This is a genomic window from Parabacteroides goldsteinii DSM 19448 = WAL 12034 (assembly GCF_000969835.1).
Lineage (GTDB): Bacteria > Bacteroidota > Bacteroidia > Bacteroidales > Tannerellaceae > Parabacteroides > Parabacteroides goldsteinii.
The window spans coordinates 661,779-684,859 of the sequence record NZ_KQ033913.1 but is presented as its reverse complement, the minus strand read 5'-3'; the positions used below and the strand labels follow the sequence as shown (position 1 = coordinate 684,859).

General features: G+C 47.0%; 18 protein-coding genes and 2 tRNA genes. 9 read left to right on the top strand and 11 right to left on the bottom strand.

What is annotated here, in order from left to right:
• Nucleotides 1–64: 64 nt before the first annotated feature.
• The 5 genes from hypE (at nt 65) to HMPREF1535_RS15855 (ending at nt 5,389) form a co-directional block, all read left to right on the top strand.
• Nucleotides 65–1,111 (top strand): hydrogenase expression/formation protein HypE, encoded by a 1,047-nt coding sequence (gene hypE, locus HMPREF1535_RS15875; RefSeq protein ID WP_046147579.1) that lies wholly within the window; start codon nt 65–67, stop codon nt 1,109–1,111.
• A 244-nt stretch (nt 1,112–1,355) separates the two neighbouring features.
• Nucleotides 1,356–2,453, top strand: a complete 1,098-nt coding sequence (locus HMPREF1535_RS15870; protein WP_046146805.1) for a hydrogenase small subunit — start codon at nt 1,356–1,358, stop codon at nt 2,451–2,453.
• Nucleotides 2,454–2,469: 16 nt separating this feature from the next.
• Nucleotides 2,470–4,191 carry a nickel-dependent hydrogenase large subunit gene (locus HMPREF1535_RS15865; RefSeq protein ID WP_046146804.1) on the top strand — a complete coding sequence of 574 codons (1,722 nt, stop codon included), beginning with the start codon at nt 2,470–2,472 and terminating at the stop codon, nt 4,189–4,191.
• Nucleotides 4,192–4,202: 11 nt separating this feature from the next.
• Nucleotides 4,203–4,943, top strand: a complete 741-nt coding sequence (cybH, locus tag HMPREF1535_RS15860; protein ID WP_046146803.1) for a Ni/Fe-hydrogenase, b-type cytochrome subunit — start codon at nt 4,203–4,205, stop codon at nt 4,941–4,943.
• Nucleotides 4,943–5,389 carry a HyaD/HybD family hydrogenase maturation endopeptidase gene (locus HMPREF1535_RS15855; RefSeq protein ID WP_046147578.1) on the top strand — a complete coding sequence of 149 codons (447 nt, stop codon included), beginning with the start codon at nt 4,943–4,945 and terminating at the stop codon, nt 5,387–5,389. The genes cybH and HMPREF1535_RS15855 overlap by 1 nt, the downstream gene beginning before the upstream one ends.
• A 5-nt stretch (nt 5,390–5,394) precedes the next feature.
• Here the strand turns inward: HMPREF1535_RS15855 and HMPREF1535_RS15850 are convergent, their stop codons facing one another.
• The 8 genes from HMPREF1535_RS15850 to HMPREF1535_RS15815 all read right to left on the bottom strand — a co-directional run bounded on the left by HMPREF1535_RS15850 (nt 5,395) and on the right by HMPREF1535_RS15815 (nt 15,958).
• Nucleotides 5,395–5,712 (bottom strand): type II toxin-antitoxin system RelE/ParE family toxin, encoded by a 318-nt coding sequence (locus tag HMPREF1535_RS15850; protein WP_046146802.1) that lies wholly within the window; start codon nt 5,710–5,712, stop codon nt 5,395–5,397.
• Complete coding sequence (locus HMPREF1535_RS26280; protein ID WP_046146801.1) at nt 5,706–6,029, bottom strand: hypothetical protein; 324 nt, start codon at nt 6,027–6,029, stop codon at nt 5,706–5,708. The genes HMPREF1535_RS15850 and HMPREF1535_RS26280 overlap by 7 nt, the downstream gene beginning before the upstream one ends.
• Before the next feature lie 123 nt (nt 6,030–6,152).
• Nucleotides 6,153–7,136 (bottom strand): substrate-binding domain-containing protein, encoded by a 984-nt coding sequence (locus tag HMPREF1535_RS15840; RefSeq protein ID WP_046146800.1) that lies wholly within the window; start codon nt 7,134–7,136, stop codon nt 6,153–6,155.
• Nucleotides 7,137–7,294: 158 nt separating this feature from the next.
• Nucleotides 7,295–9,244: a hypothetical protein gene (locus HMPREF1535_RS15835; RefSeq protein WP_046146799.1), complete on the bottom strand. Its 1,950-nt coding sequence runs from the start codon at nt 9,242–9,244 to the stop codon at nt 7,295–7,297.
• Between the two features lie 175 nt (nt 9,245–9,419).
• A complete protein-coding gene (gene glpK / locus HMPREF1535_RS15830) occupies nt 9,420–10,931 on the bottom strand; it encodes a glycerol kinase GlpK (RefSeq protein ID WP_007653228.1) in 1,512 nt (503 codons plus the stop codon).
• 129 nt (nt 10,932–11,060) lie between these two features.
• Nucleotides 11,061–13,406 carry a transglycosylase domain-containing protein gene (locus tag HMPREF1535_RS15825; protein ID WP_046146798.1) on the bottom strand — a complete coding sequence of 782 codons (2,346 nt, stop codon included), beginning with the start codon at nt 13,404–13,406 and terminating at the stop codon, nt 11,061–11,063.
• Between the two features lie 193 nt (nt 13,407–13,599).
• Entirely contained in the window at nt 13,600–14,541 is a 942-nt protein-coding gene (locus HMPREF1535_RS15820) for a YeiH family protein (RefSeq protein ID WP_007653224.1), read from the bottom strand.
• Between the two features lie 130 nt (nt 14,542–14,671).
• The gene (locus HMPREF1535_RS15815; protein ID WP_046146797.1) at nt 14,672–15,958 is read right to left on the bottom strand and encodes an O-acetylhomoserine aminocarboxypropyltransferase/cysteine synthase family protein; all 1,287 of its coding nucleotides are present in this window, start codon (nt 15,956–15,958) and stop codon (nt 14,672–14,674) included.
• A 179-nt stretch (nt 15,959–16,137) separates the two neighbouring features.
• Between HMPREF1535_RS15815 and HMPREF1535_RS15810 the strand changes: the two genes are divergently transcribed.
• A complete protein-coding gene (locus HMPREF1535_RS15810; RefSeq protein WP_010803657.1) occupies nt 16,138–16,599 on the top strand; it encodes an Lrp/AsnC family transcriptional regulator in 462 nt (153 codons plus the stop codon).
• 1 nt (nt 16,600) lies between these two features.
• Here the strand turns inward: HMPREF1535_RS15810 and HMPREF1535_RS15805 are convergent, their stop codons facing one another.
• On the bottom strand, nt 16,601–17,485 hold the full coding sequence (locus HMPREF1535_RS15805) for a LysR family transcriptional regulator (RefSeq protein WP_010803658.1): 885 nt from the start codon (nt 17,483–17,485) through the stop codon (nt 16,601–16,603).
• An 87-nt stretch (nt 17,486–17,572) separates the two neighbouring features.
• Here HMPREF1535_RS15805 and HMPREF1535_RS15800 point away from each other — a divergent pair, with 87 nt between their 5' ends.
• Nucleotides 17,573–20,872, top strand: a complete 3,300-nt coding sequence (locus HMPREF1535_RS15800; protein ID WP_046146796.1) for an AsmA-like C-terminal region-containing protein — start codon at nt 17,573–17,575, stop codon at nt 20,870–20,872.
• On the opposite strand, the gene rfbB is transcribed toward HMPREF1535_RS15800, so the two are convergent.
• On the bottom strand, nt 20,867–22,012 hold the full coding sequence (rfbB, locus tag HMPREF1535_RS15795) for a dTDP-glucose 4,6-dehydratase (RefSeq protein ID WP_010803660.1): 1,146 nt from the start codon (nt 22,010–22,012) through the stop codon (nt 20,867–20,869). The genes HMPREF1535_RS15800 and rfbB overlap by 6 nt on opposite strands.
• An 8-nt stretch (nt 22,013–22,020) precedes the next feature.
• Nucleotides 22,021–22,581 carry a dTDP-4-dehydrorhamnose 3,5-epimerase gene (rfbC, locus tag HMPREF1535_RS15790; protein WP_007653212.1) on the bottom strand — a complete coding sequence of 187 codons (561 nt, stop codon included), beginning with the start codon at nt 22,579–22,581 and terminating at the stop codon, nt 22,021–22,023.
• A gap of 156 nt (nt 22,582–22,737) precedes the next feature.
• Between rfbC and HMPREF1535_RS15785 the strand changes: the two genes are divergently transcribed.
• Both HMPREF1535_RS15785 and HMPREF1535_RS15780 read left to right on the top strand, forming a co-directional pair.
• Nucleotides 22,738–22,809: transfer RNA gene (locus HMPREF1535_RS15785), tRNA-Cys, on the top strand.
• Nucleotides 22,810–22,877: 68 nt separating this feature from the next.
• Nucleotides 22,878–22,949: transfer RNA gene (locus HMPREF1535_RS15780), tRNA-Cys, on the top strand.
• Nucleotides 22,950–23,081 lie beyond the last annotated feature (132 nt).

Here is a 23,081-nt window from a genome sequence, read left to right as displayed (position 1 = left end):
CTGCTCCTTTGCGGCCCCGTGTCAAGCACGGGGACAAAATAGTTCAAATATGATAATAATGATTATGAAGAACGAAGATTTTAACTGCCCGATACCGTTGAACGATGCCGACTGTGTGCTGATGGCGCATGGCGGTGGCGGGAGGATGACGCATCAACTGATAAGTAACATCTTCTATCCCGCCTTCCGCAACCCGTTGCTGGAACAGGACCACGACGGCTGCGTATTTCCCGTTCAGGAAGGGCGCATGGCATGCTCGACCGACTCTTTCGTGGTCGACCCGATTTTCTTTCCCGGAGGGGATATCGGCGACCTGGCGGTGAACGGGACGGTGAACGACCTTGCCTGCTGCGGTGCCCGTCCGCTTTACCTCACTGCCGGGTTCATACTCGAAGAGGGCCTGCCGCTTGCCGACCTGCAACGCATCGTGCAGTCCATGAGGAAGGCGGCCGACAAAGCCGGCGTGCAGATTGTCGCCGGTGATACCAAGGTGGTGGAACGTGGCAAATGCGACAAACTCTTTATCAATACCAGCGGCATCGGAGTCGTCGCCGAAGGCATCCGTATCGCCCCCGACCGCGTGCAACCCGGAGACGCAGTGATTTGCAGCGGTCCTATCGGAACGCATGGCATCACCATCCTTTCCGCCCGCGAAAGCCTCGGATTCGAAACAAATCTGAAAAGTGATACCGTTTCGTTAAACAATATGCTCTCCCGGTTGTTAAAAAATATAGAGGAAGTCCATGTGCTCCGCGACCCGACACGTGGCGGGGTGAGCGGAACACTGAACGAAATTGCGAAAGCGGCCAACGTTGAAATCATACTGGATGAAGCGGCCCTCCCCATCCCCGATGCCGTAAGAGGCGCTTCTGAGATACTGGGACTCGACCCGCTGTATGTCGCCAACGAAGGGTTGGTGCTGGTCATCCTCCCCGAAGCACTGGCGGAAGAAGCACTGGCCGTCATGCGCAGTTTCCCGGAGGGAGAAAAGGCTACCGTCATCGGACGGGTGGAAAAGAAAGGCAACGCAGTGGTGAAGATGAGGACACTTTACGGCAACTACCGGATAGTCGATATGCTGAGCGGCGAACAGCTGCCGCGTATCTGCTGAAAAGAGGCGGATTTATCCGGTACCCGGATGTACCCGTATCCGACACTCGGATGTTCTCGTATCCGGTACCCGGATATTACCGTATCCGACACCCGGATAAGTTCGCACCTGAAAACGGAGGCCGATTTGTTACGGCATCCGTAAACGGGCAGTTACGACACCCGTAAATGAGCAGTTACGACACCCGTAAACGAACACTTACGACTGCCGTAATAAAACAAAGAAACCAATAAATTACGAAAATATGGATAACAAAAGACCAACCGTCTACGAGGAATGCCGGCAGAAAGGCATCTCCCGAAGGGATTTCCTGAAATTCTGTACCACCATGGCCGCCTTTATGGGATTGGAAGCCTCCGGTGTCGCCCAGGTTGTCAACGCACTCGAAACCAAGCCGCGCCTGCCGGTCATCTGGCTTCACCTGCAAGAATGCACCTGCTGTACGGAATCGTTCATCCGTGCCGCCCACCCTATCGTGGCGACCCTGCTTCTCGACAAAATCTCACTTGATTATACGGAAACCCTGATGGCTGCCGCCGGCGAACAGGCCGAAGCTGCCAAGGAAGAGACCATGAAGAAATATAAAGGTGAATACCTGCTTATGATTGAAGGTTCGATTCCGACGAAAGACGAAGGTTATTGCTGTGTCGGCGGCAAAAGCGCCCTGCAAATCACCCGCGAGGCTGCCGAAGGCGCCAAAGCCATCATCGCCTGGGGAAACTGCGCATGTGCCGGTTGCGTGCAGGCGGCCAACCCCAACCCGACTGGGGCAAAAGCGATCCATAAGGTCATCAAAGGGAAACCAATCATCAACGTACAAGGCTGCCCGCCAATTGCCGACGTCATGGCAGGTGTAATCATCTATATGTTGACATTCGAGCGTATGCCGCAACTCGACGGATTGGGACGTCCGCAGATGTTCTATTCACGCCGCGTGCACGACACCTGCTACCGCCGTGCCAACTTCGATGCCGGCCTCTTCGTGGAGAGCTTCGACGACGAGAACGCCAAGCATGGGTATTGCCTCTACAAAGTGGGATGCAAAGGACCGAGCACCTACAACTCCTGCGGTATCATCAAATGGAACGAAGGGACGAGCTACCCCATCCAGAGCGGGCACCCCTGCCTCGGTTGCAGCGAAGAAAACTTCTGGGACAACAGCCCGTTCTATAAACGGATGCCCGACGTACACGGGTTCGGCATCGAAGCGACAGCCGACCAGATTGGCCTTGCCTTGGGAGCCGCGACAGCAGCCGGCATCGCCGTCCATGCCGTAGCCACGAACATCCGGAAGAAGAAACTGATCGACAACGAAGAACCGGAAAGCAAATCTACCATCTAACTAAATTAGCAACACCATGTCTGAAAGAATCGTTATAGACCCTATTACCCGTATCGAAGGTCATCTCCGGGTAGAGGCAGCCATCGAAAATGGCAAAATAAAAGATGCATACAGTTCCGGTACGATGGTACGCGGAATCGAAAACATAGTACGCGACCGCGACCCACGCGATGCCTGGGTATTCGTAGGCCGTGTTTGCGGCGTGTGTACCTCCATCCACTCGCTTTGCTCGATTCGCGCCGTCGAGAATGCGCTCGGCATCAGTGTTCCGCCCAATGCCGAAATGGTGCGCAACATCATGGAAGCGGTGCTCTACATGCACGACCATACGGTGCATTTCTACCAGTTGCATGCCCTCGACTGGGTCGACATTGTTTCCGGCCTCAAGGCAGACCCGAAAGCGGCTGCCCTCCTCGCCCAGCAGCTGTCGCCATGGCCCAAAAACACGGAAGGCTATTTCACCGAAATGCAGAACAAACTCAAGAAGTTCGTCGCCAGCGGTCAACTGGGCATCTTCGCCAACGGATATTGGGGGCACCCGGCCTACAAACTGACACCGGAGCAGAACCTGATTGCCACCATCCATTACCTCGAAGCACTGGAATGGCAGAAAGAGATTGTCAAGGTACATGCCGTCTTCGGCGGAAAGAACCCGCATCCCAACTTCCTGGTCGGCGGTATGCCGTGCAGCATCGACCTGAACGAGGCGAACGCCATCAATGCCGAACGTCTCGCACTGGTGAAACAGAAGTTGCAGGAAGGCAAGGATTTCATCGACCAGGTGTATATCCCCGACCTCCTGATGATTGCCGGCGTATATAAAGACGAATGGAGCAAGATAGGCGGCGGTGTAAGCAATTACCTTTCCTACGGCGATTTCCCCCTGCATGGATACGCCGGTGTAGAAGATTACATGAGTCCGCGCGGCATCGTCCTCGACCGCGACCTGAGCAAGGTTCATCCGGTAGACGCCAACTCGCCGGAGGAAATCAAAGAATATATCTACCACTCCTGGTACAAATACACCGAAGGCGATAAAGCCGGTCTCCATCCGTACGAAGGAGAAACGAACCTCGAATATACCGGTCCGAAACCGCCCTACAAGCATCTGAACGTAGACGATAAATATAGCTGGATTAAAACGCCCCGTTGGAAAGGACACGCTATGGAAGTCGGTCCGCTGGCCCGTCTCGTCGTAGCCTATGCCGCCGGAAAGGAACCGCAGAAAACGGCTGTCGACAATGTGCTGAAGGCACTCGACCTCCCCGCCTCCGCCCTCTTCTCGACCCTCGGCCGCACCGCCGCCCGCGGCATCGAAACCCAGTTGGTCGCTCATTGGTCGCTCGAGTTTTTCGACCAGTTGATGAAGAACCTGGAAAATGGCGACTCGCGCATGGCTAACCCGGTCATGTGGGAAAACGAGAACTGGCCGAAACAGGCGCAAGGGGTCGGCCTCTGCGAAGCTCCGCGCGGCGCACTGGCTCATTTCGCCGTCATCGAGAACAACCGGATGAAGAACTATCAGATGGTAGTCCCGACCACTTGGAACGCTTCGCCGAGAGACGAAAACGGCAACCTGTCACCCTACGAATCAGCCTTGATAAGCACACCGATACACGATGCCAATCAACCGCTTGAAATCCTCCGGACCATCCATTCCTTCGACCCGTGCCTGGCTTGTGCCGTACACCTGTATGACGAGGAAGGGAAGTATGTGCACCAAATGGATACGTTTTAAAAAGTATTGCTATGAAAAGTCGTAAGAAACGTCTGAGAGAAGTATACGTATGGGAGTTGCCCGTACGTATTTACCACTGGGTGAATGCATTGTGCATCGTCATACTTTGCATTACCGGGTTTATCATTGCCGACCCTCCGGCCATGCTGAATGCTTCGGAAGCCTATTTCAGCTATTGGTTCGGCATGGTCCGTTTCATCCACTTTGTAACGGCATTCGTGTTTTTCTTCAACTTCGTGTTCCGCCTGTATTGGGGATTCGTGGGAAACCGCTTTGCCCGCTGGAACAACTTCATCCCGTTGAAGAAATCGCAATGGCAGGAAGTATTGGAGGTAATCAAAGTCGATATACTGATGATAAAGAACAAGCCGGTCGACAGTATCGGGCATAATGCGCTGGCGAGCTTAATCTATTTCGGCACGTTCTGGGCCTTCCTGCTGCAAAGCATTACGGGTTTCGGGTTGTATGCCAAAATGAGCCAGTCTGCCTTCCCCCAGCTGTTTGCCTGGACCGTCCCGTTGATGGGCGGCGACCTGATGGCGCGGCAGATACATCATTTCCTGATGTGGTTCTTCATCCTGTTCGCCATCGTCCATGTATATCTGGTATTCTACCACGACTACATCGAACAGCGCGGTGAAACATCCTCCATCATCGGTGGCTGGAAGTTCATCGAAGAAGAGATAGCCGACAAGGAAGAAATAACAGAGACAGCCGAAACAATCACGAAGGCGGCAAAGAAAAGCAAATGATGGAAAAGAAAACTCTTATATTAGGTGTCGGCAACTTGTTGCTGAAAGATGAAGGGGTCGGTATACACGTCATCCGCGCCCTGGAGAAAGAAACGCTTCCCGCCCACGTCACCCTGATGGATGGCGGGACGGGAGGTTTGCATCTTATCAGCTGGCTCACAGGTTACGACCATATCATCATGGTAGACGCCACCCTCGACAGCAATCCTCCGGGCACCGTCCGCCTCATCTGTCCGAAATACGCCAACGATTATCCTCCGTTGATGAGTGCCCACGAAATAGGTCTCCGTGACATGATTGAAACAATGATTCTGACCGGCGACCTGCCGGAAGTACATCTGATTGTCGTCTCCGCCGCCAACCTGAACGAGGTCAATATGGAACTGACTCCGGAAGTAGAGGCTTCTATTCCGGAGGTGATAAAGGTTATATGGGGATTGATTTGATTAATCTATTTTCCTACAAATTGCTTGAAGCTAGACGGATTTCGTCTGCAATCCCAAATAGCAACGATTCTTATTGCATCATTCTTACTATAATAGATAAGCTTAAAATGTTTTTCTATAACTAAAGAACGGTAACATATCTGCATATCTTCCCCCAAAGGTTCTATTTTTCCAGCCTCGGGGAAGATCAGTAATGTTTCTGCTTCATCTAAAATCTTATTGAATAAGCGCACTGCTGCCTGACCACTTTTCTTTTTATAATATACAAATATCTGATTCAGATTTCGTCGGGCTTTGGCTGACCAGTCTAAATGTGTTACCATATACGCATTTCTTTACGTAGCTCATCAGTTGAATACACCCGCCCGTTGGCAAAATCATCTTCTGCTTCTGCCAACTCCTGTCTTAATTCTTTGGAGGAAGATGGGTAATAAGGATATTCTCCAACCTCTTCCCTTCCCAGCGACCGCAAATAATCAACTGCCTGCGAAAGGCGCTCCGGGTCGAAGATATTCATCAATTCATTGATTGCTGCCAGCTTCAAGCTGGCGGTATCCTGTGGCAGACCATAAGAAACAGCAGGTTCGGAGACGGGCTGAGACTGTGGAGTTTCGTCTGTGCTATAAGGCTTTGTCGTCATATCGATTGTCTTTTTATTGGTGATGGGCAAATATAAGGATTTATAGAGAAACCCTGTTACTCAAGCGCAGAATTAACAGAAAGAATCTGCTAATCCTGCGCCCGAACCGGAAACCCAAGCAACTCAATAAGGAGAGTTGCTATCCTGATATTCCCGGACATTATCCTTGTTTACGACTGTCGCCGGCATTACAATCTGTTTTTCCTCAATCGTTTTGCCTTTCAGCACATCATCAGCCAAGTCTATGCATTTGGTAATCATGGACGGCGAATAAAGCGTAGTCGCAACATCCGTGACCGTTGTCGAAAGTATCAATGAGAAGAAAGCCTGCGACCCGCCACAACCGACAACGACCTTGATATCATTGCGGCCGGATTCATTGATGGCCTCGATTACACCCGATGCCACCTCGTCATCCTGGGCATAAAAAGCATCCACCGACGGATCATCGGCCAGGATACGGGCTGCGGCTTCCTTGCCGTCAGCGCTTGTATATAATGAAAGAGTCTGTGTAGTCACCTGCGTTGAAGGTGACTTGGATTTCAGTTCCTCTGTAAAAGCATCTACACGGGCATCACTCGACGCTGGGTCTTGTGTAATCTTAAAAGCCACTGCATGACCAGCTCCTTTCGAAGCGACATACTCTGCGGCATTTTTACCGGCAGCCGCATTGTCCCCCTGTACCAACGCGGTATAGCCATCAGTCACTCCGTCTTCAAACATAATGACCGGAATCCCTGCCGAGAAAGCGACATCAAGTGCATCCTTGGCAATACCTTCGGGAGCGACCACCAGTATCTGACAGCCTGATTCCACTGCCATACGAATCTGGTTCGCCTGCTGTGCTTTGTCTTTGGCTACATAAGTCGTATAACTCAGCCCTTTCGATTCCAACTGATTTGTGGCATAATAACTCAGGGCTGTACGCCAACTGTTTGTCTGGCTTTTCAAACAAACTGCCACCTGCGGATGTTGTGACGGACACGACTCGTCATCATCGCTGCAAGCCGCAAACAGGATTAGTACAGAAAGGATAGTACAGGTAATAGTTAATAATCTCCTTAATAAAAATGGTCTGTTCAATCTTGATAATGTAATCGTTTTCATGTTAGCTAATTTTAATTCATATTATATGATAACTTCAATCAAAAGCCTTACAACGAAAGCGAAACTATGCAATACCGGTGCCATTTCCTAAAAACGGCAATAGACAATTCAATAGACAATTACTACAACAGACTTCTATCCATTGATTTACAAACCATTTAAAATCGACTCATGTAATCTTCCAACGATACGTCTTTGTCCAGCTCCAACTTTTTCCGCAAACGGAAGCGGGAGGTATTCACACTTGCCCGGTTATTTCCGAGGGCAAAAGCTATTTCTTCCGACGAAAGATTCAGACGAATCAGCATAGCCAGCAACTCATCATTACGAGTCACAGCCGAACAAGCCTTCCGCAACCCCGACAGGAACGACGGGTAGAGAAGGCAGAACTGGCGACGGAACTCCTGCTCCTCTTCCGCAGTCAGCAAACGGGGAGAAAGACTGTTTATCACCTCCTGCATTGTATGCTGGGCATCTGCCGTTTCAATCTGCATACGTAGTTCTTCGTTTTTACGGTTCAGGTTCTGCCGCTCGGTCAGCATCTGCCGGAGCTGACCTTCCTTTTCCTCAATCAGCCGGAGAGATTTCTTATGACGCATACTCAGCCAAAGCAAAAAAGCAACGCCCAATAAAAAGGATAAGATGCCAATCAGGATATAATATTGCAGGGTACGTTTCTGCAACTGCAACTCGGAACGCAACAACCGGTTATCCTGCTCCTTTTCCCTTGTTTCATATTTAACCCGGAATTGCGAAATTAATCCGGCATTCCGGCGTTCGGTAAACTGTTGGTTAGCCTGATGAGCCATCAGCAGATAGCGGGACGATTCGGCTGGGCGCATTGTTTCTGCATACAGTTTTCCCAACGCATAATAGACCAGACGCTGCTGATTCACCAATTGGTTCTTCTCTATATAGTCACAACAGGCCTGATACGCTTCTATGGATAAGGCCGTCTCCCCTACCTCTGCCAACACATCCCCCAACAGGCGGTATGTCAGGACCGACAAGTTATTCAACGGCCTATCTTTCAACTGCCCGATTAATTGGCGAGCCGAAGCAATAGCCATTCCGCCCTGCCCTTTCGTCTCGCTTACAGCCAGGATACAGGTGTAATTATCATAAAATTCATGATAGAACGAATTTTGTGAACGGTCCGGCATACGAACCTGCATACTGTCCAGCAAAACGGCAGCCTTTTCATATTCTTTACATTGAAGAGCATAATAAACGGATAAATTATCTACCCGGAGAAAGGCATCAGGAACACCGCTCCGGTCGGCAGCTTCACGGGCTTTATTAAGATGGAGCATTACTTCCTCTTCCAAACCCCATTCATCGTAGAGCTGGACAACATTTGTCTCGGCAGCACACAATCCATACGGGTTCTTTTCCCCTTCACCGGAAGCCAGCAGAGCATCATAAGCTGCAAGGGCCTGTTCAAATTCTCCCACCTGCTGATACTGAAAAATCAAGTTACCCAGCACAAACACGATCTTCGACTGGTCTTCCAGTGTTTTTATAATCTCAAGGCTCCGTTCGCCACAGGCAATCGCCTTGCGTATTTCGCCAGCCTGGTTATAAATGACGGATGCAATGCCATTGTCCACGTAAAGTTGCTCATTCTCCCTGCCTTCCTCTTGCCGCGACAAGGCACGGTCTATCAGAGCAACGGCTTCTTCCAGGCGCGTAGCTTCATAGAGGGAATAAGCTGTACTGATTTCCACACTACGGGGATAATTCCGTACAAACCATAGTTTGTTTTCTTTATATATATGGCTGAAATAGTCTGCCCCGTCTTTCCGTTGCCCGCCAAAGATATAGCAATAGACCAATTGCAGGAATCCTTCATCCATTAGGGTGGCGACAGATTTTATGTCATCATCCGTTGGTTCCAGGGATATTAATTGCTGATAAACCGATATGGCAGCGGGATAATCCTCCCCTTTTTGCAGTTCACGGGCTTTGTCAAACAACTCTTGCGCATGGCTGTAAGGTCCGGATAATGAATCCGGTTCCAATGTAACCTGATTATTTCGAGATTTATGGTTTCCGCATCCGGACAATATCAAACAAAATACTAAAAGTAAAGTGGTTATTCTACTCATTTCAATAGGCTTAAATTGATTCTGGCTATTCTTTCTCTCCAGAATAATACCACGAATATACCACTTTTTAGATTAGATAAAAAACGTTTAAATGCTCTATTTCAGAATATAATAAAGCATCGCTGCCAGCGCAAAGCCTGCAAGCGGTGCAATTCCGGGTATCCAGGCATACTCTTTATATTTCGCTATCCATCGCCCAGTTCATTGTCCGTCCGACCGCCTTATGCCAATCGGAAAGTAAAGCCAAAGCTGTTTCCGGTTTCATCTTGGCAGTGAAGATGGTATCCAGCGACCACTGCTCTTTCAACTCATCCATATCTTTCCAGTAGTTCACAGCCAACCCAGCCAGATAAGCAGCTCCTAAAGCTGTTGTCTCAATTATACTGGGACGGACTACCGGACAGCGGCTGATATCCGCCTGAAACTGCATCAGGAAATTATTAGCAATCGCACCGCCATCCACCCGAATCTCCTTCGGCTTGGCGTGAATATCATTCTCCATCGCAATCAGTACATCATATACCTGGTAACAAATACCTTCCAACGCAGCACGTGTCAGATGCGCAGCTGTCGTACCGCGGGTAATGCCAATAATAGCTCCCCGTGCATACTGGTCCCAATAAGGAGCTCCCAAACCGGTCAACGCAGGTACGAAATAGACACCGCCATTGTCCGGAACCGACTTCGCCATCTGTTCCGTGACCGGAGCATTCGGTATCAACCCGATACCGTCACGGAGCCACTGGATAGCCGCACCACCGACAAACACACTGCCTTCCAATGCATAAGTTACTTTATCACCCAGCTTCCAGGCAATAGTCGTCAGCAGGTTGTTTTGTGAAAGCACCGGTTTGTCCCCGGTATTTACGATCATAAAACAGCCCGTACCATAGGTCGTCTTCATCATACCTTCTTCCAGACACAGCTGTCCGAACAGAGCCGCCTGCTGGTCGCCTGCCATTCCCGAAACAGGAATACCAGCTTTAAATATCGGGGTAGAAGTCTCACAATAAACCTCGCTGCTACTCTTCACCTCCGGCAACATGGAAGCCGGGATTGTAAACAGATCGAGCAACTCCTGATCCCATTGCATGGTATTTATATTGAACAACATGGTCCGGGAGGCATTTGTAATATCCGTAATGAATTGTGTACCCCGTGTCAGCTTCCAGATCAGCCAGGAATCGACTGTTCCAAAGCAAAGTTCACCCCGTTCCGCCCGTTCACGGATACCTTTTACATGATCCAGTATCCATTTTACTTTAGTTGCCGAGAAGTAGGCATCGATGACCAGTCCGGTCTTTTGCTGAATAAAATCGGAATAACCTTCCGCTTTCAACTCCTCACAATAATCTGCTGTGCGGCGGTCCTGCCACACAATCGCATTGTAAACTGGAAAACCCGTATCACGGTCCCACACAATCGTCGTCTCACGCTGATTGGCAATGCCGATACAGGCAATATGGTCATCCGTCACATCGGCTTTCGCCATCGCTTCCTTGATCGCAAGCGACTGTGTATACCATATCTCGTTCGGGTCATGCTCTACCCAACCCGGCTTAGGAAAATATTGCTGGAACGTTTTCTGAGAGAGTGTGATGACCTGTCCCTGACGATTAAACAGGATGGCCCGGGAAGTAGTTGTTCCCTGATCAATAGCCAATACATATTTATGTCTGAAATTCATGTTATATCACTTTATAATCTGTAAACCACTTTCCTTTGGAATAAGTTCAGATCTTCTTAAAAAATAAACTCCCGCAAATCTAATAAATTATTCAGATTTGCGGGAGTCTCATATAATCAATCTTGTTTACTATTCAAACATTTTATCAATGCCTCCGGTATCTGCCGGGATATGCTTGCGTTCTTCCTCCGTGATGGTTTTACAAGGATTTGCATATTGCTCCGGAATATCGAAATCTTCCTCTTCCGAATAGCCAAGCGTCTTATCAGCATATACTTTCTGCATGAATAAACCATAGATCGGCAACGCCATACTGGCCCCCTGACCTTCAGACAAACGGTCGAAATGGATGGAACGTTCTTCGCCTCCAACCCAGCAACCCGACACCAGACTAGGTGTAAAGGCCATGAACCAACCGTCGGAGTTATTTTGCGTCGTACCGGTCTTACCGCCCATCGGAGCCTTGATTCCATAACGGAAACGGACACGGCTACCTGTTCCGCCATCGATCACATTCTTCAACATATGAAGCATCTTATAAGAAGCATCTTCCGTCAGCACTTCACTCATCTGTGAATTAAAGGAGGCAATCGTATTTCCATACGGATCCTCGATATGGGTCACATAGATCGGTTCAGCACGGATACCTTTATTTGCAAAAACAGTATAACCGCTTACCATCTCGCCTACCGAAACGTCAGGAGTACCGAGACATATCGAAATTACAGGATCCATCTGATTCTTCAAACCAAAAGAATGAAGCAGACGTACGAAAGTATACGGAGACATCTGGCTCATCAGCCATGCCGTCACCCAGTTATCCGAATTTTGCAATCCCCATTGGATAGAAACACGCTGACCAACCAGTTTGGCGCTGGCATTACGCGGAGTCCAGGGGATACCGTTCTCGTCAAAATATGTATTTTGTACATGCATCATTTCGTCGCATGGACTAAAACCTTCAATCATCGCCAGAGAATAGAGGAACGGCTTGATAGTAGAACCGATCTGACGGCGTCCGCCATTCACCATATCATACTGGAAGTCATTATAATCGATACCACCCACATAAGCCTTCACATAACCATTACGCGGATCCATCGACATAAAGCCGGTACGCAGGAAGCTTTTATGGTAACGGATAGAATCCATCGGCGACATGATCGTATCGACAGCCCCGTTCCAGGAGAATACACGCATATCGACAGGTGTATTGAACACTTTGCGTATCTCATCTTCCTTCTCCCCTGCCTTTTTCATAGCCCGGTAACGGTCGGTCTGATGCATGGCACGCATCATAATTGTATCCACTTCACCCGGACGAAGATCGATTGAGAAAGGAGCCTGTTTTTTCTTTTGGTTGGCTTTAAAAAAAGCCGGTTGCAGATCTTTACTGAAATGCTCACGGACAGCCTCTTCCGCATACTGCTGCATACGGGAGTCGATCGTCGTATATATTTTCAGACCATCAGTATAAAGATTATAATACTCGCCATCAGCTTTCTTGTTCTTGTTGCACCAGCCATAAAGAGGATTGGTTTCCCAAGCCAGGGAATCTTCATAAAACTGCTGTTTCTGCCAACCTCTGTACGTGCTACGATCCGGTTTGGGACGGGTCATCAGGATACGCAGATATTCACGGAAGTAAGGAGCCGGACCATCCTTATGGTCCATACGGGTGAAATGAAGAACCAGCGGCAAAGCCTTCAACGAATCGCATTCGGCACGGGTAATGTAACCAGCTTTCTGCATTTGTTCCAGTACCGTATTACGGCGTCCGCGTGTACGTTCATTCTGACGCTTCGGATTAAAATAAGAAGGGTTCTTACACATACCGACCAAAGTCGCAGCCTCCTCTATCTTCAGATTCTTCGGAGTAGTCCCGAAATAAACCCGGGCAGCCGACTGGATTCCTACCGCATTATACAGGAAGTCAAACTTATTCAGATACATATTAATGATCTCTTCCTTTGTATAATAACGTTCCAACTGAACAGCAATCACCCATTCGATCGGCTTCTGGAAAAGACGTTCCATCAAATTATCTGCATTCGGTGAGAAAAGCTGTTTTGCCAGCTGTTGAGTGATAGTACTACCGCCACCACCACTTTTCTGCATCAGGATACCACGTTTTACAACAGCACGGAAAAGTCCCTGAGCATCAATACCACTATGTTCGGTGAAACGAACATCTTCAGTTGCAATCAAAGCCTTCACCAAATCGGGCGAAAGGTCCCGATAATTCACAAAAATACGGTTATCTTTACTATGCGCATAACTACCCAGCGTCTTTCCATCTGCCGAAATAACCTGGGATGCATATTTATCGATCGGATTTTCTAGCTGTTCTACGGGGGGAACATACCCGATTGAACCATTTGCAATAGCTGTAAATATCAGAAACACAGTTCCCACTGCCGCAACGAACAGTACCCAAAATGAAATTATAATGCCTTTTGTAATCTTAGATGCCATCTTTATTATTCACTTAGAAACCGCAAAGATAGGAAATTAATTCAATAAGAGGGAAGTAAGAGATATGGGTTTCATATTTTTCAGGATTGATTACATTCCATAAAAAGGAGAAGTACAGTTATTCTTGTTTAAAACGGGCAAAATCTCGTTTTAAACGAACTTTACCCCCGTTTTAAACAAGATTTTGCTCATTTTAAACCAACATTATTACTCCTAAACTGATCAACCCGATAAATATCCAAAGGACAACACCTTGCACCATCGGGCGTACGCCTACCTGTTTGATTACTTTCCGGGATAATCCGGCACCGATCAAAAACAGGGTAACCGTTAAACCTTTCTTTGCCAACCAAACCAGTGAACCTGTTATCGTTTCAGGAATTGTCAGGAAAGTATTTGCAACCATAGCCAGAATAAAGAAGAAAATAAACCAGGGTATGCTGATCTTTGCACCTTTCTGTTTGAAAATAAACATGGTAGCAATCGTTACCGGGATAATCCATAAAGCACGTGTCAACTTGACCATTGTAGCTATTTCAAGCGCTTGCTCACCGTAAGCGGCACCGGCTCCCACGACAGAACTGGTATCATGTATGGCAATAGCCGCCCACATACCGAACTGCTCCTGGCTCATTCCCAGCAAATGTCCGATAGGCGGAAAAATAAACAATGCGATCGCATTCAGAATAAAGATTGTTCCAAGCGACATCGACATCTCATTGTCGTTGGCTTTTACCACCGGAGCAACGGCAGCTATAGCACTTCCTCCGCAAATCGCAGTTCCGGCGGAGATCAGATAAGCCGTTTTCCGGTCCATCATCAATCTCTTCCCCAGATACATACCTAAAGCCAACACGGCAACAACCGATACGACCGTAAAGAGCATCCCTTCTTTTCCGGTTCTCAGCGATTCATGCAGATTCATACCGAATCCCAAGCCCACTACAGAGAACTGCAATAAATATTTAGACGTTTTCTTACTGAATTTCGGGAAAGGTTGTCCGGCTGTCATTCCCAGCGCAAGACCTAGAAACAGAGCTATAGCCGGAGAAATAAAAGGCATCAGACAAAGAACGAATAGGAGAATGAAAAGGGGTTTGTTGTACTTCGTCAGCACTTGTTCAATTGTGTTCATTTCTTATAATATCATTTAGTTATCCTTTGTTTTTGACGGCGCAAAGATAGGCTTTAAAAAGATATCGAACCAATCACATTATGGAATAGCTGATAACTTGAAGTTATAACACCCTTTTCATTCCGATTGTTCAGATTTTAGCCAGTGCCTGCTCCAGATCTACAAGCAAATCTTCTATGTGCTCCGTTCCTATCGAAAGGCGCACTGTTCCCGGATAAATCTCCTGTTCCGCCAGTTCTTCTGCATTCAACTGCGAATGTGTAGTACTGGCCGGATGAATAACCAAAGATTTTACATCGGCTACATTTGCCAGCAGGGAAAAGATCTCCAGGCTGTCGATAAAACGATGTGCTTCTTCCTGCCCTCCTTGTATCTCGAAAGTAAAGATTGAACCGGCACCTTTCGGGAAGTAACGTTCATACAGCGCATGATCGGGATGCTCCGACAAAGATGGATGGTTCACCTTTTTCACCTTCGGATGATTTTGCAGGAAGTCAACCACTTTCAGAGCATTTTCAACATGACGTTCCACACGCAATGAGAGAGTTTCCAATCCCTGTAACAAGATAAATGCATTGAACGGACTGATACAAGCCCCCGTATCGCGTAACAAGACAGCACGAACACGGGTCACATAAGCTGCAGGTCCGGCAGCATCCACAAAACGTACCCCATGATAACTCGGATCAGGTTCTGTCAGTTGCGGGAACTTACCGGAAGCCCCCCAGTCGAATTTGCCGGAATCGACAATGACACCTCCTAACGACGAGCCATGTCCACCGATGAATTTTGTTGCCGAATGCACTACAATATCCGCACCATATTCGATCGGACGTATCAAATAAGGTGTTCCGAAAGTATTATCCACAATCAGGGGAATCTTATGACGATGGGCAATGGCTGCCACCTCTTCTATAGATATAATATTTGAATTCGGATTACCCAGAGTTTCGATAAAGATCGCTTTCGTATTTTCCCGGATAGCCTTTTCAAAATTAGACAAGTCAGCCGGATCAACAAAAGTGGCAGTTACCCCATAAACCGACAAGGTATGTGCCAGCAGATTATAGCTACCTCCATAAATTGTCTTTGCCGCTACAATATGGTCGCCGGCACGTGTAATATTCTCGAATGCATAGGTAATGGCAGCTGCGCCCGAAGCGACAGCCAACCCGGCAACGCCTCCTTCAAGAGCCGCCACACGCTGTTCAAAAACACCTTGCGTTGAATTAGTCAAACGACCGTAAATATTTCCCGGATCCTGCAAACCGAAACGGGCTGCCGCATGCGCCGAGTTATGAAACACATAGGAAGTCGTCTGATAAATGGGTACTGCACGAGCATCTGTTGCCGGATCCGCCTGTTCCTGTCCTACATGAAGCTGTAAAGTCTCGAAATGTAATTCTCTTTTTGCCATGATCTTATTCTTTTTTTATTTGACTTATTACTGTATTATTTTCCAGCAAAAGTATCATACAAAGAAATATCAAACAAGAAATCATATAAATATAGAAAATAATACTATTTTTACACCGTCATACAGACAGAGTCAACTATACAACAGTTAAAAAGAATCAGATAAAAGAATTTTATTCTATGGAGACTTTAGACAAAAAGGATTTGCAGATCCTCCGCACGCTACAGGAAAATGCCCGGCTGACAACAAAAGAACTTGCCGCCCGGGTGAATCTTTCATCAACCCCGGTCTTCGAACGCCTCAGACGTTTGGAAAACGGAGGATATATAAAGAAGTATATAGCCGTATTGGATGCAGAAAAACTGAATCTGGGTTTTGTCGTCTTCTGCCGCGTCAAACTCAGCAAACTGAACAGGGAGATTGCGACCGAGTTCACACGGATCATACAAGATATCCCCGAAGTAACTGAATGTTATAACATATCAGGCAGTTACGACTATCTATTAAAGATCCATGCCCCAAACATGAAATACTACCAGGAGTTTATCCTCAATGTTCTGGGAACAATAGACAGCCTCGGTTCACTGGAAAGTACTTTTGTGATGGATGAAGTGAAACACGATTACGGCATCCACATCTGATTTACTTATAGGCTTGCATATACCGGATGAAACTCTCTTCCAGTCCCCCGCTCTGTCCCTGTAGCTGCACAAAGGAAAACATACGTTCGGCAGAGAAATCTGTGATATCGATCACTTTCAGCACTCCCGACATCAGTTCACGGGTAACGGCACGTACCGACACGATTGCCAGTGCATCCGAATTTTCCAGAAACAATTTAATACTTTCAGTACTTCCCAACTGCATCAGTACTTTCAGTTGGGATAGCTTGACCTGATGTTCGGCCAATGTAGATTCCAAGACGGCCAACGTCCCTGAACCATTTTCACGCAGCACCAGCGGAAGTGTGCAAAGTTGGTCCAACGTCAGTTCTTCATACCGGGCCAGTTTACTCCCGGTATGTGTAATAACGACCAGTTCATCTTTCATAAAAGGCGTATAATGAAGAGAACTCTGCCGGGCATTCCCCTCCACCAGTCCCAAAGTGATCTTACCTTCACACAAGGCTTTTTCAATATCATGACTATTTCCGTTCAGCAGGGAAGCCCGGATATCGGGAAATTTCCGGATAAAGGAAGACAAGATGGGAGGCAATACATACTGGGCAATCGTCGTACTGGCCCCCAGGCGCAGGTCGCCACAGATATTATCGGTCAGCAGATTCATCTCGAAGTCCAGTTGCCGGTAAGCAGCCAGCAGCGTATTGGTATGCGACAACAACAATTCGCCGGCCCGGGTCAGCACAATACGGCTACCGGTACGGTCGAACAACGGCGTCTTATACTGCATCTCCAATTCATGAATATGCTTGCTTATAGCCGGTTGACTGATATACAATTCCTTCGAAGCCTTTGTAAAACTCAGGTTAGTCGCTACGCTATAAAATACCTTCAGACGAAAATCCATATGCCTATAATCTTTTAAATAAACTTATCAGGTACAAAGATATGGGTTTATTTACATACTTTTGTATAACCAATACATGAAGGCAATATGAAGATCAATAAAAAATTAATTACGACAATCGTCGTTATCACTGTTACCCTGTTCTTTATCCTTCCGGGCATAGGGTTCAGTATTCTGAACTGGGGCGTTCTTCCTCCGGAGAAACTGACCCCGCTCGTCATCGAACAAACGAATAAGTTTCTTGACGCCCATCTGGATTGCGAGCGGATCGAACTGACTTATTTTGAAACATACCCGCATCTGGGCATCCGGCTCACGAACGGCCATCTAATCTCACATACAGCCGAAGATTCAACGGCACACAAGGTAGAACTGGCCATTCCGTCCGATTCCCTGATCGCTTTCAAATCCGCCGTTATCTCTTTCCGGCCAACCGATTATCTTTTTAACGGCAAAATAACAATAGGCGAAATCAGTATCGAAGAACCTCGTTTCTATGGCTATGTGAATAAGAAAGGTGCTGCCAACTGGGATATCTATTCCACAGAGACCGACTCTGCCGACACCGGCAAAAAGCCGTTGCCTCCCATCGACCTGCAAAAAGTGCGCATCACAAACGGCCGTTTCACTTATGATGACCGCGAAGCCGATCTGTTTGCTGAAATAAACGGCTTCTTCCTCAACCTGGACGGTTCACTGACCGACGGAAAGAATAAACTGGATATTGAAACAGGCTCAACTTCCATCCTGTTCAGCAGTCCGACTTATACACTGGAAAACAAACTGGCCCTGAAACTGAAAAGCCAGCTTTTACTTTCTGACAACTTCAACACGATCACGTTGAATGATGCCGAACTACTCGTTAACAATCTTCCTTTTACAGCCAACGGCTCTGTCAGCAGTTTTCCGCCGCTGAAACAGACTAAAATAGACATGGAAGTCGGCCTCAAAATATCCGACATGAACGATTTATTGAAATTCATTCCCGATGCCTATTTCCAAAACAGAGATAAAACACTGGCAAAAGGAGCTATCATCATGGAAGGGAACATGCACGGTTACCTGGGAGACAGTATTGTTCCGTCTGTCAACCTGTGTTGTAAAATAGAGAACGGCTCCTACCACGTCAAAGGCCTCAAACAAGGAATCGACACCATACAGATGGATATGGACCTCCATCTGAACGGCATGTATCCGGATTCTTCTTTTGTCTCATTGGAACAACTGAGATTAAAAGGACTGACAACCTCTTTGGATATGCGTGGAAAAGTAACCAACCTGCTGACTTCACCGAATGTCGACGCCAATATAAAAGGTAAGATCGACTTCACACGGCTTGCACAGGAATTTCTGAATCCGGACACCCTCTTCCTCCAGGGAGTAATGGATGCCGATCTTTCCGCTTCATTTAATGTGGATGACTTACTGGACAGCCAATACGGCAAAGTTCACGCTTCAGGCCAGTTAAAAATAGATACGCTGAAGGCTTATAGCAAACCGTTGGGTATGGACGTCTTTATAACAAATGCCGGTTTCTCGGTCGACTCCACCCAACAGGGCAGTTCTTATCTGGAAAATAAAGACCTGTTAAGCATGTCTTTGTCGGTAGACAGCCTGAACATCAAATACCAGGATGACATCAATACAAATATCAGCCGACTGGCCATACAGGCAAAAACATCGCCTGTCATAGATACGACAGCCGTTATCCCCATGACTGCACAACTGAAGTTTGACTATCTGCGTACCCGCCTGCCCGATTCCGTATGGCTGGTAGCCGGACAAACCGTCATGAAAGGTGGCATCAAATCGTCAGCCTCCAATAAACGGATACCCACCACAGGTGCCACCATTTCTGTCGATACCCTGCGATACTTCATCCTGCCGATGCATACCGGAATGATACTTGCCGGAAACACATTCAATCTAGAAGCACTCCCCTATCGGGATGCCGTGCGCCAGCGAAGACTTGCCCGGACCGATACAACATCACAGGCCAATACAACCAGGCAGGCACGTACACGCCGCCCAAGGACACCCGGTCAAATCCAAACGGATACCACCGACGTGACAACACAATTATTACGTCGCTGGGAAATCCGAGGCAGCCTCTCCTTTAACAAAATGAGGGGGTTCAGCCGCCTGCTACCCATCCCTATGCGAATAGACCAGACCACCATGAAATTCAATACTAACGATATCACATTGACCAATGCCCACCTGCATCTGGGAAAAAGTGATTTTATGCTGAACGGAGAAATAAACCGTATCCGCCAGGCCATGCTTCGGGGAGGGAAACTACGGGGTAACTTCTCACTGACATCCGATTATATCGATTGTAACCAGCTAATGAAAGCGATGAACTCCGGCATGCAATATTCGGAACAACACCTCGCTACAACCGGTCAATCAGTAATGGACGAGGAAAGTTTTGTTACCATGGATACCCATACTCTGCAGGATTCCATTGCAACAGCGACACTGGATACAACAGACCGGGTATTTGTCATCCCGGCTTATCTGGACATAACGCTTCACACAAACGCTCAAAAGATCGACTTCAAGGATGCCGAACTTACCAATGTACTCGGTGAAGTGATTATCCGCGATCAAAGCATCAATCTTAGTAACCTTAAGATGGATTCAAATATCGGCCGCGGAAACATGACCATGTTCTACACGGCTAAAGACTATAGCGGGGCATCCGTCGGTTTCGATCTCGATATGGAAGATGTAATGGTTGAGAAACTGATCGGATTGTATCCGGCCATCGACACACTCGTCCCGATGTTACGTTCTTTCGAAGGAGTAGTCGACTGCCAGGTGACGGCAACCTGCAAGATGGATTCCACCATGTCGCTGGAACTTCCTTCCCTGCACTCAGCCTGCTATCTGCATGGGGAAAACATGGTGCTGCTGGACGGTGAAACTTTTACTGAAATATCCAAGACGCTTATGTTCAAAAACAAGAAGCGGAATGTAATAGACAGTATATCGGTCGATCTGGCTATCAAAGACAATAAAATAAAAGTATTCCCCTTCCTGGTGGAAATGGACAGATATAAAGTAGCCGTCGGAGGAACTCATAACCTGGATATGACTTTCAACTATCATCTGTCTGTACTCAAATCGCCGGTTCCGTTTAAACTCGGAATCGACATCACCAGTAATTTGGATGATTTCAAATATAAAATTGTAAAGTGCCGCTACAAAGACCTTTTTAAACCGGCTAAAGAAGCGGAGCTGGACAGTACTCGGACAAATGTCCGGAAAGAAATACGGGAGTCGATACGTAACCAAATAAAAGAGACTGCTCCCGAACTGGTGAGCAGCCTCTCTCCTAATCATACGGTAACTCCTCCGGAAGGAGAAACCAATGCTTTATAATTCACGGCCGGAGTACATCCGGTCGTAATATTTCATATAATCGCCACCCGTGATGTCTTCTACCCACTGTTGGTTTTCCAGATACCAGCGGATTGTTTTTACGATGCCGACTTCAAATGTCGTTTCAGGAGTCCAGCCAAGCTCTTCAGAGATTTTCGTCGGGTCAATAGCATAACGCATGTCATGTCCGAGGCGGTCCTTCACAAAAGTAATCAGGCTTTCATTAATCCAGTCGACAGCAATTTCCCCGTCCGGACCAATCTCTTTCTTTTTCAGCACCTGGCGATATTCAGGCTGTTCGGTCATTAAGCGATGGATTGTACTGATCGTCAGTTTTACAATCTCAATGTTTTGCTTTTCGTTATGGCCACCTACATTATAGACTTCTCCTACCCGTCCACGATGAATAACAGCATCGATAGCCTTGCAATGATCTTCCACATACAACCAGTCTCTTACATTCTTTCCGTCACCATACACCGGCAGGGATTTTCCTTCCAGGATATTCTTTATAATAAGAGGAATCAGTTTTTCCGGAAAATGATAAGGACCATAATTATTGGAACAACGGGTAATGCTTACCGGCATTTTATAAGTATCGAAATACGCTTTTACAAATAAATCGGCACTTGTTTTGGAGGCGCTGTACGGACTTCTCGGATCCAGCGGAGTCGTTTCATGGAAATAACCTTCCGCACCCAGGCTTCCGTAAACTTCATCTGTAGAAACCTGATGGAAACGTACGCCTTCACGCCACAGAGGATAACCGGCCTCGTCTTTCCCTGTCACCCAGGCTCTGCGGGCTGCATCCAGTAAATTTTGTGTTCCCAGAATATTAGTTACAAGGAATAACTGCGGATTCTCAATACTACGATCCACATGACTTTCTGCAGCAAAATTAACTACATAATCAAAATTATACTTAGCAAAAAGTTCATCAGCCAACGTACGGTCGCAGATATCGCCTTTCACAAACTCACAACGTTCGCCATCGATATCTCCTGCTATCGTACCCAGATTTCCTGCATAAGTCAGCAAGTCGAGAACTACAATCTTTATATCCTGATGCTCTGCCAGCATATATTTGATAAAGTTAGCACCAATAAAACCGGCAGCACCGGTAACCAGATAAGTCTTCATCGTCCGTATTATTTAAATGTAAAATTATATTCCGCCTCACTGAACAGAGGCGCTTTTGTATCTTTCTCTGATAAATTTACAGCATCGATATCTGTAATTCCCCAATCCACACCTATCGCCGGATCATCAAAACGAAGTCCTTTTTCATGGCTGGGCATATAAGGGTTATCCACTTTATAAGTAAAAATCGCTTCGTCGCTCAACACGTGGAATCCATGGGCAAATCCCTGCGGAATAAAGAACTGTCGTTTATTCTCTGCCGAAAGTTCAACCGATACATATTTTCCGAATGTCGGAGATCCGGCACGCAAATCGACGGCAACATCCAGAACACGTCCTGTGATCACCCGCACCAACTTCGACTGCGAATAAGGAGCCAATTGATAATGTAATCCTCTAAGTACTCCCTTGGAAGAACAGGACTCATTATCCTGAATAAAATTCACTTTACCGATGTGTTGTTCAAACTCAGATTGTTTAAATGCTTCCATAAAATATCCCCGCGCGTCATTAAACACCTTAGGTTCAATGATCCAGACACCGGATATTTCCGTTTCTATATAATTCATTCCTTTATATTTATACTAACAGGGGACAAAGTAACTTCTTTTTCCTTAGTTCTGCAACAATCAAAGCCTGCAAAAAGAATGAAAAAGATTTGCATATATCAAACATAATGCCTTTCTTTGCACTCGCAAAACGATAAGACGTTATTTGAAATAGATGGTTCCTTGGATGAGTGGCTTAGTCAGCGGTCTGCAAAACCGTGTACGGCGGTTCGAATCCGCCAGGAACCTCGAAGAGAAAATAACAATTGATAATTAACAATTACAATTTTATTAATCAATTGATTTTTAGCCACATTGGTACCTTGGATGAGTGGCTTAGTCAGTGGTCTGCAAAACCATGTACGGCAGTTCGAATCTGCCAGGTACCTCCGAAATTAGTGAAGGAACAGAATGAAAATTTCTGTTCCTTCTTCTTTTTTTAAGCACTTACGCTATCTGTCATGAAAGAACTGAAAACTTAATACTCCATAACTCCTTGCATTTCATTATTTGAGAGGTGA

What these genes read in the sequence shown, in the direction of transcription:
- hypE (WP_046147579.1), top strand. Translation starts at nt 65, where the DNA reads ATGAAGAACGAAGATTTTAACTGCCCGATACCGTTGAACGATGCCGAC.
- HMPREF1535_RS15870 (WP_046146805.1), top strand. Translation starts at nt 1,356, where the DNA reads ATGGATAACAAAAGACCAACCGTCTACGAGGAATGCCGGCAGAAAGGC.
- HMPREF1535_RS15865 (WP_046146804.1), top strand. Translation starts at nt 2,470, where the DNA reads ATGTCTGAAAGAATCGTTATAGACCCTATTACCCGTATCGAAGGTCAT.
- cybH (WP_046146803.1), top strand. Translation starts at nt 4,203, where the DNA reads ATGAAAAGTCGTAAGAAACGTCTGAGAGAAGTATACGTATGGGAGTTG.
- HMPREF1535_RS15855 (WP_046147578.1), top strand. Translation starts at nt 4,943, where the DNA reads ATGGAAAAGAAAACTCTTATATTAGGTGTCGGCAACTTGTTGCTGAAA.
- HMPREF1535_RS15850 (WP_046146802.1), bottom strand. Translation starts at nt 5,712, where the DNA reads ATGGTAACACATTTAGACTGGTCAGCCAAAGCCCGACGAAATCTGAAT.
- HMPREF1535_RS26280 (WP_046146801.1), bottom strand. Translation starts at nt 6,029, where the DNA reads ATGACGACAAAGCCTTATAGCACAGACGAAACTCCACAGTCTCAGCCC.
- HMPREF1535_RS15840 (WP_046146800.1), bottom strand. Translation starts at nt 7,136, where the DNA reads ATGAAAACGATTACATTATCAAGATTGAACAGACCATTTTTATTAAGG.
- HMPREF1535_RS15835 (WP_046146799.1), bottom strand. Translation starts at nt 9,244, where the DNA reads ATGAGTAGAATAACCACTTTACTTTTAGTATTTTGTTTGATATTGTCC.
- glpK (WP_007653228.1), bottom strand. Translation starts at nt 10,931, where the DNA reads ATGAATTTCAGACATAAATATGTATTGGCTATTGATCAGGGAACAACT.
- HMPREF1535_RS15825 (WP_046146798.1), bottom strand. Translation starts at nt 13,406, where the DNA reads ATGGCATCTAAGATTACAAAAGGCATTATAATTTCATTTTGGGTACTG.
- HMPREF1535_RS15820 (WP_007653224.1), bottom strand. Translation starts at nt 14,541, where the DNA reads ATGAACACAATTGAACAAGTGCTGACGAAGTACAACAAACCCCTTTTC.
- HMPREF1535_RS15815 (WP_046146797.1), bottom strand. Translation starts at nt 15,958, where the DNA reads ATGGCAAAAAGAGAATTACATTTCGAGACTTTACAGCTTCATGTAGGA.
- HMPREF1535_RS15810 (WP_010803657.1), top strand. Translation starts at nt 16,138, where the DNA reads ATGGAGACTTTAGACAAAAAGGATTTGCAGATCCTCCGCACGCTACAG.
- HMPREF1535_RS15805 (WP_010803658.1), bottom strand. Translation starts at nt 17,485, where the DNA reads ATGGATTTTCGTCTGAAGGTATTTTATAGCGTAGCGACTAACCTGAGT.
- HMPREF1535_RS15800 (WP_046146796.1), top strand. Translation starts at nt 17,573, where the DNA reads ATGAAGATCAATAAAAAATTAATTACGACAATCGTCGTTATCACTGTT.
- rfbB (WP_010803660.1), bottom strand. Translation starts at nt 22,012, where the DNA reads ATGAAGACTTATCTGGTTACCGGTGCTGCCGGTTTTATTGGTGCTAAC.
- rfbC (WP_007653212.1), bottom strand. Translation starts at nt 22,581, where the DNA reads ATGAATTATATAGAAACGGAAATATCCGGTGTCTGGATCATTGAACCT.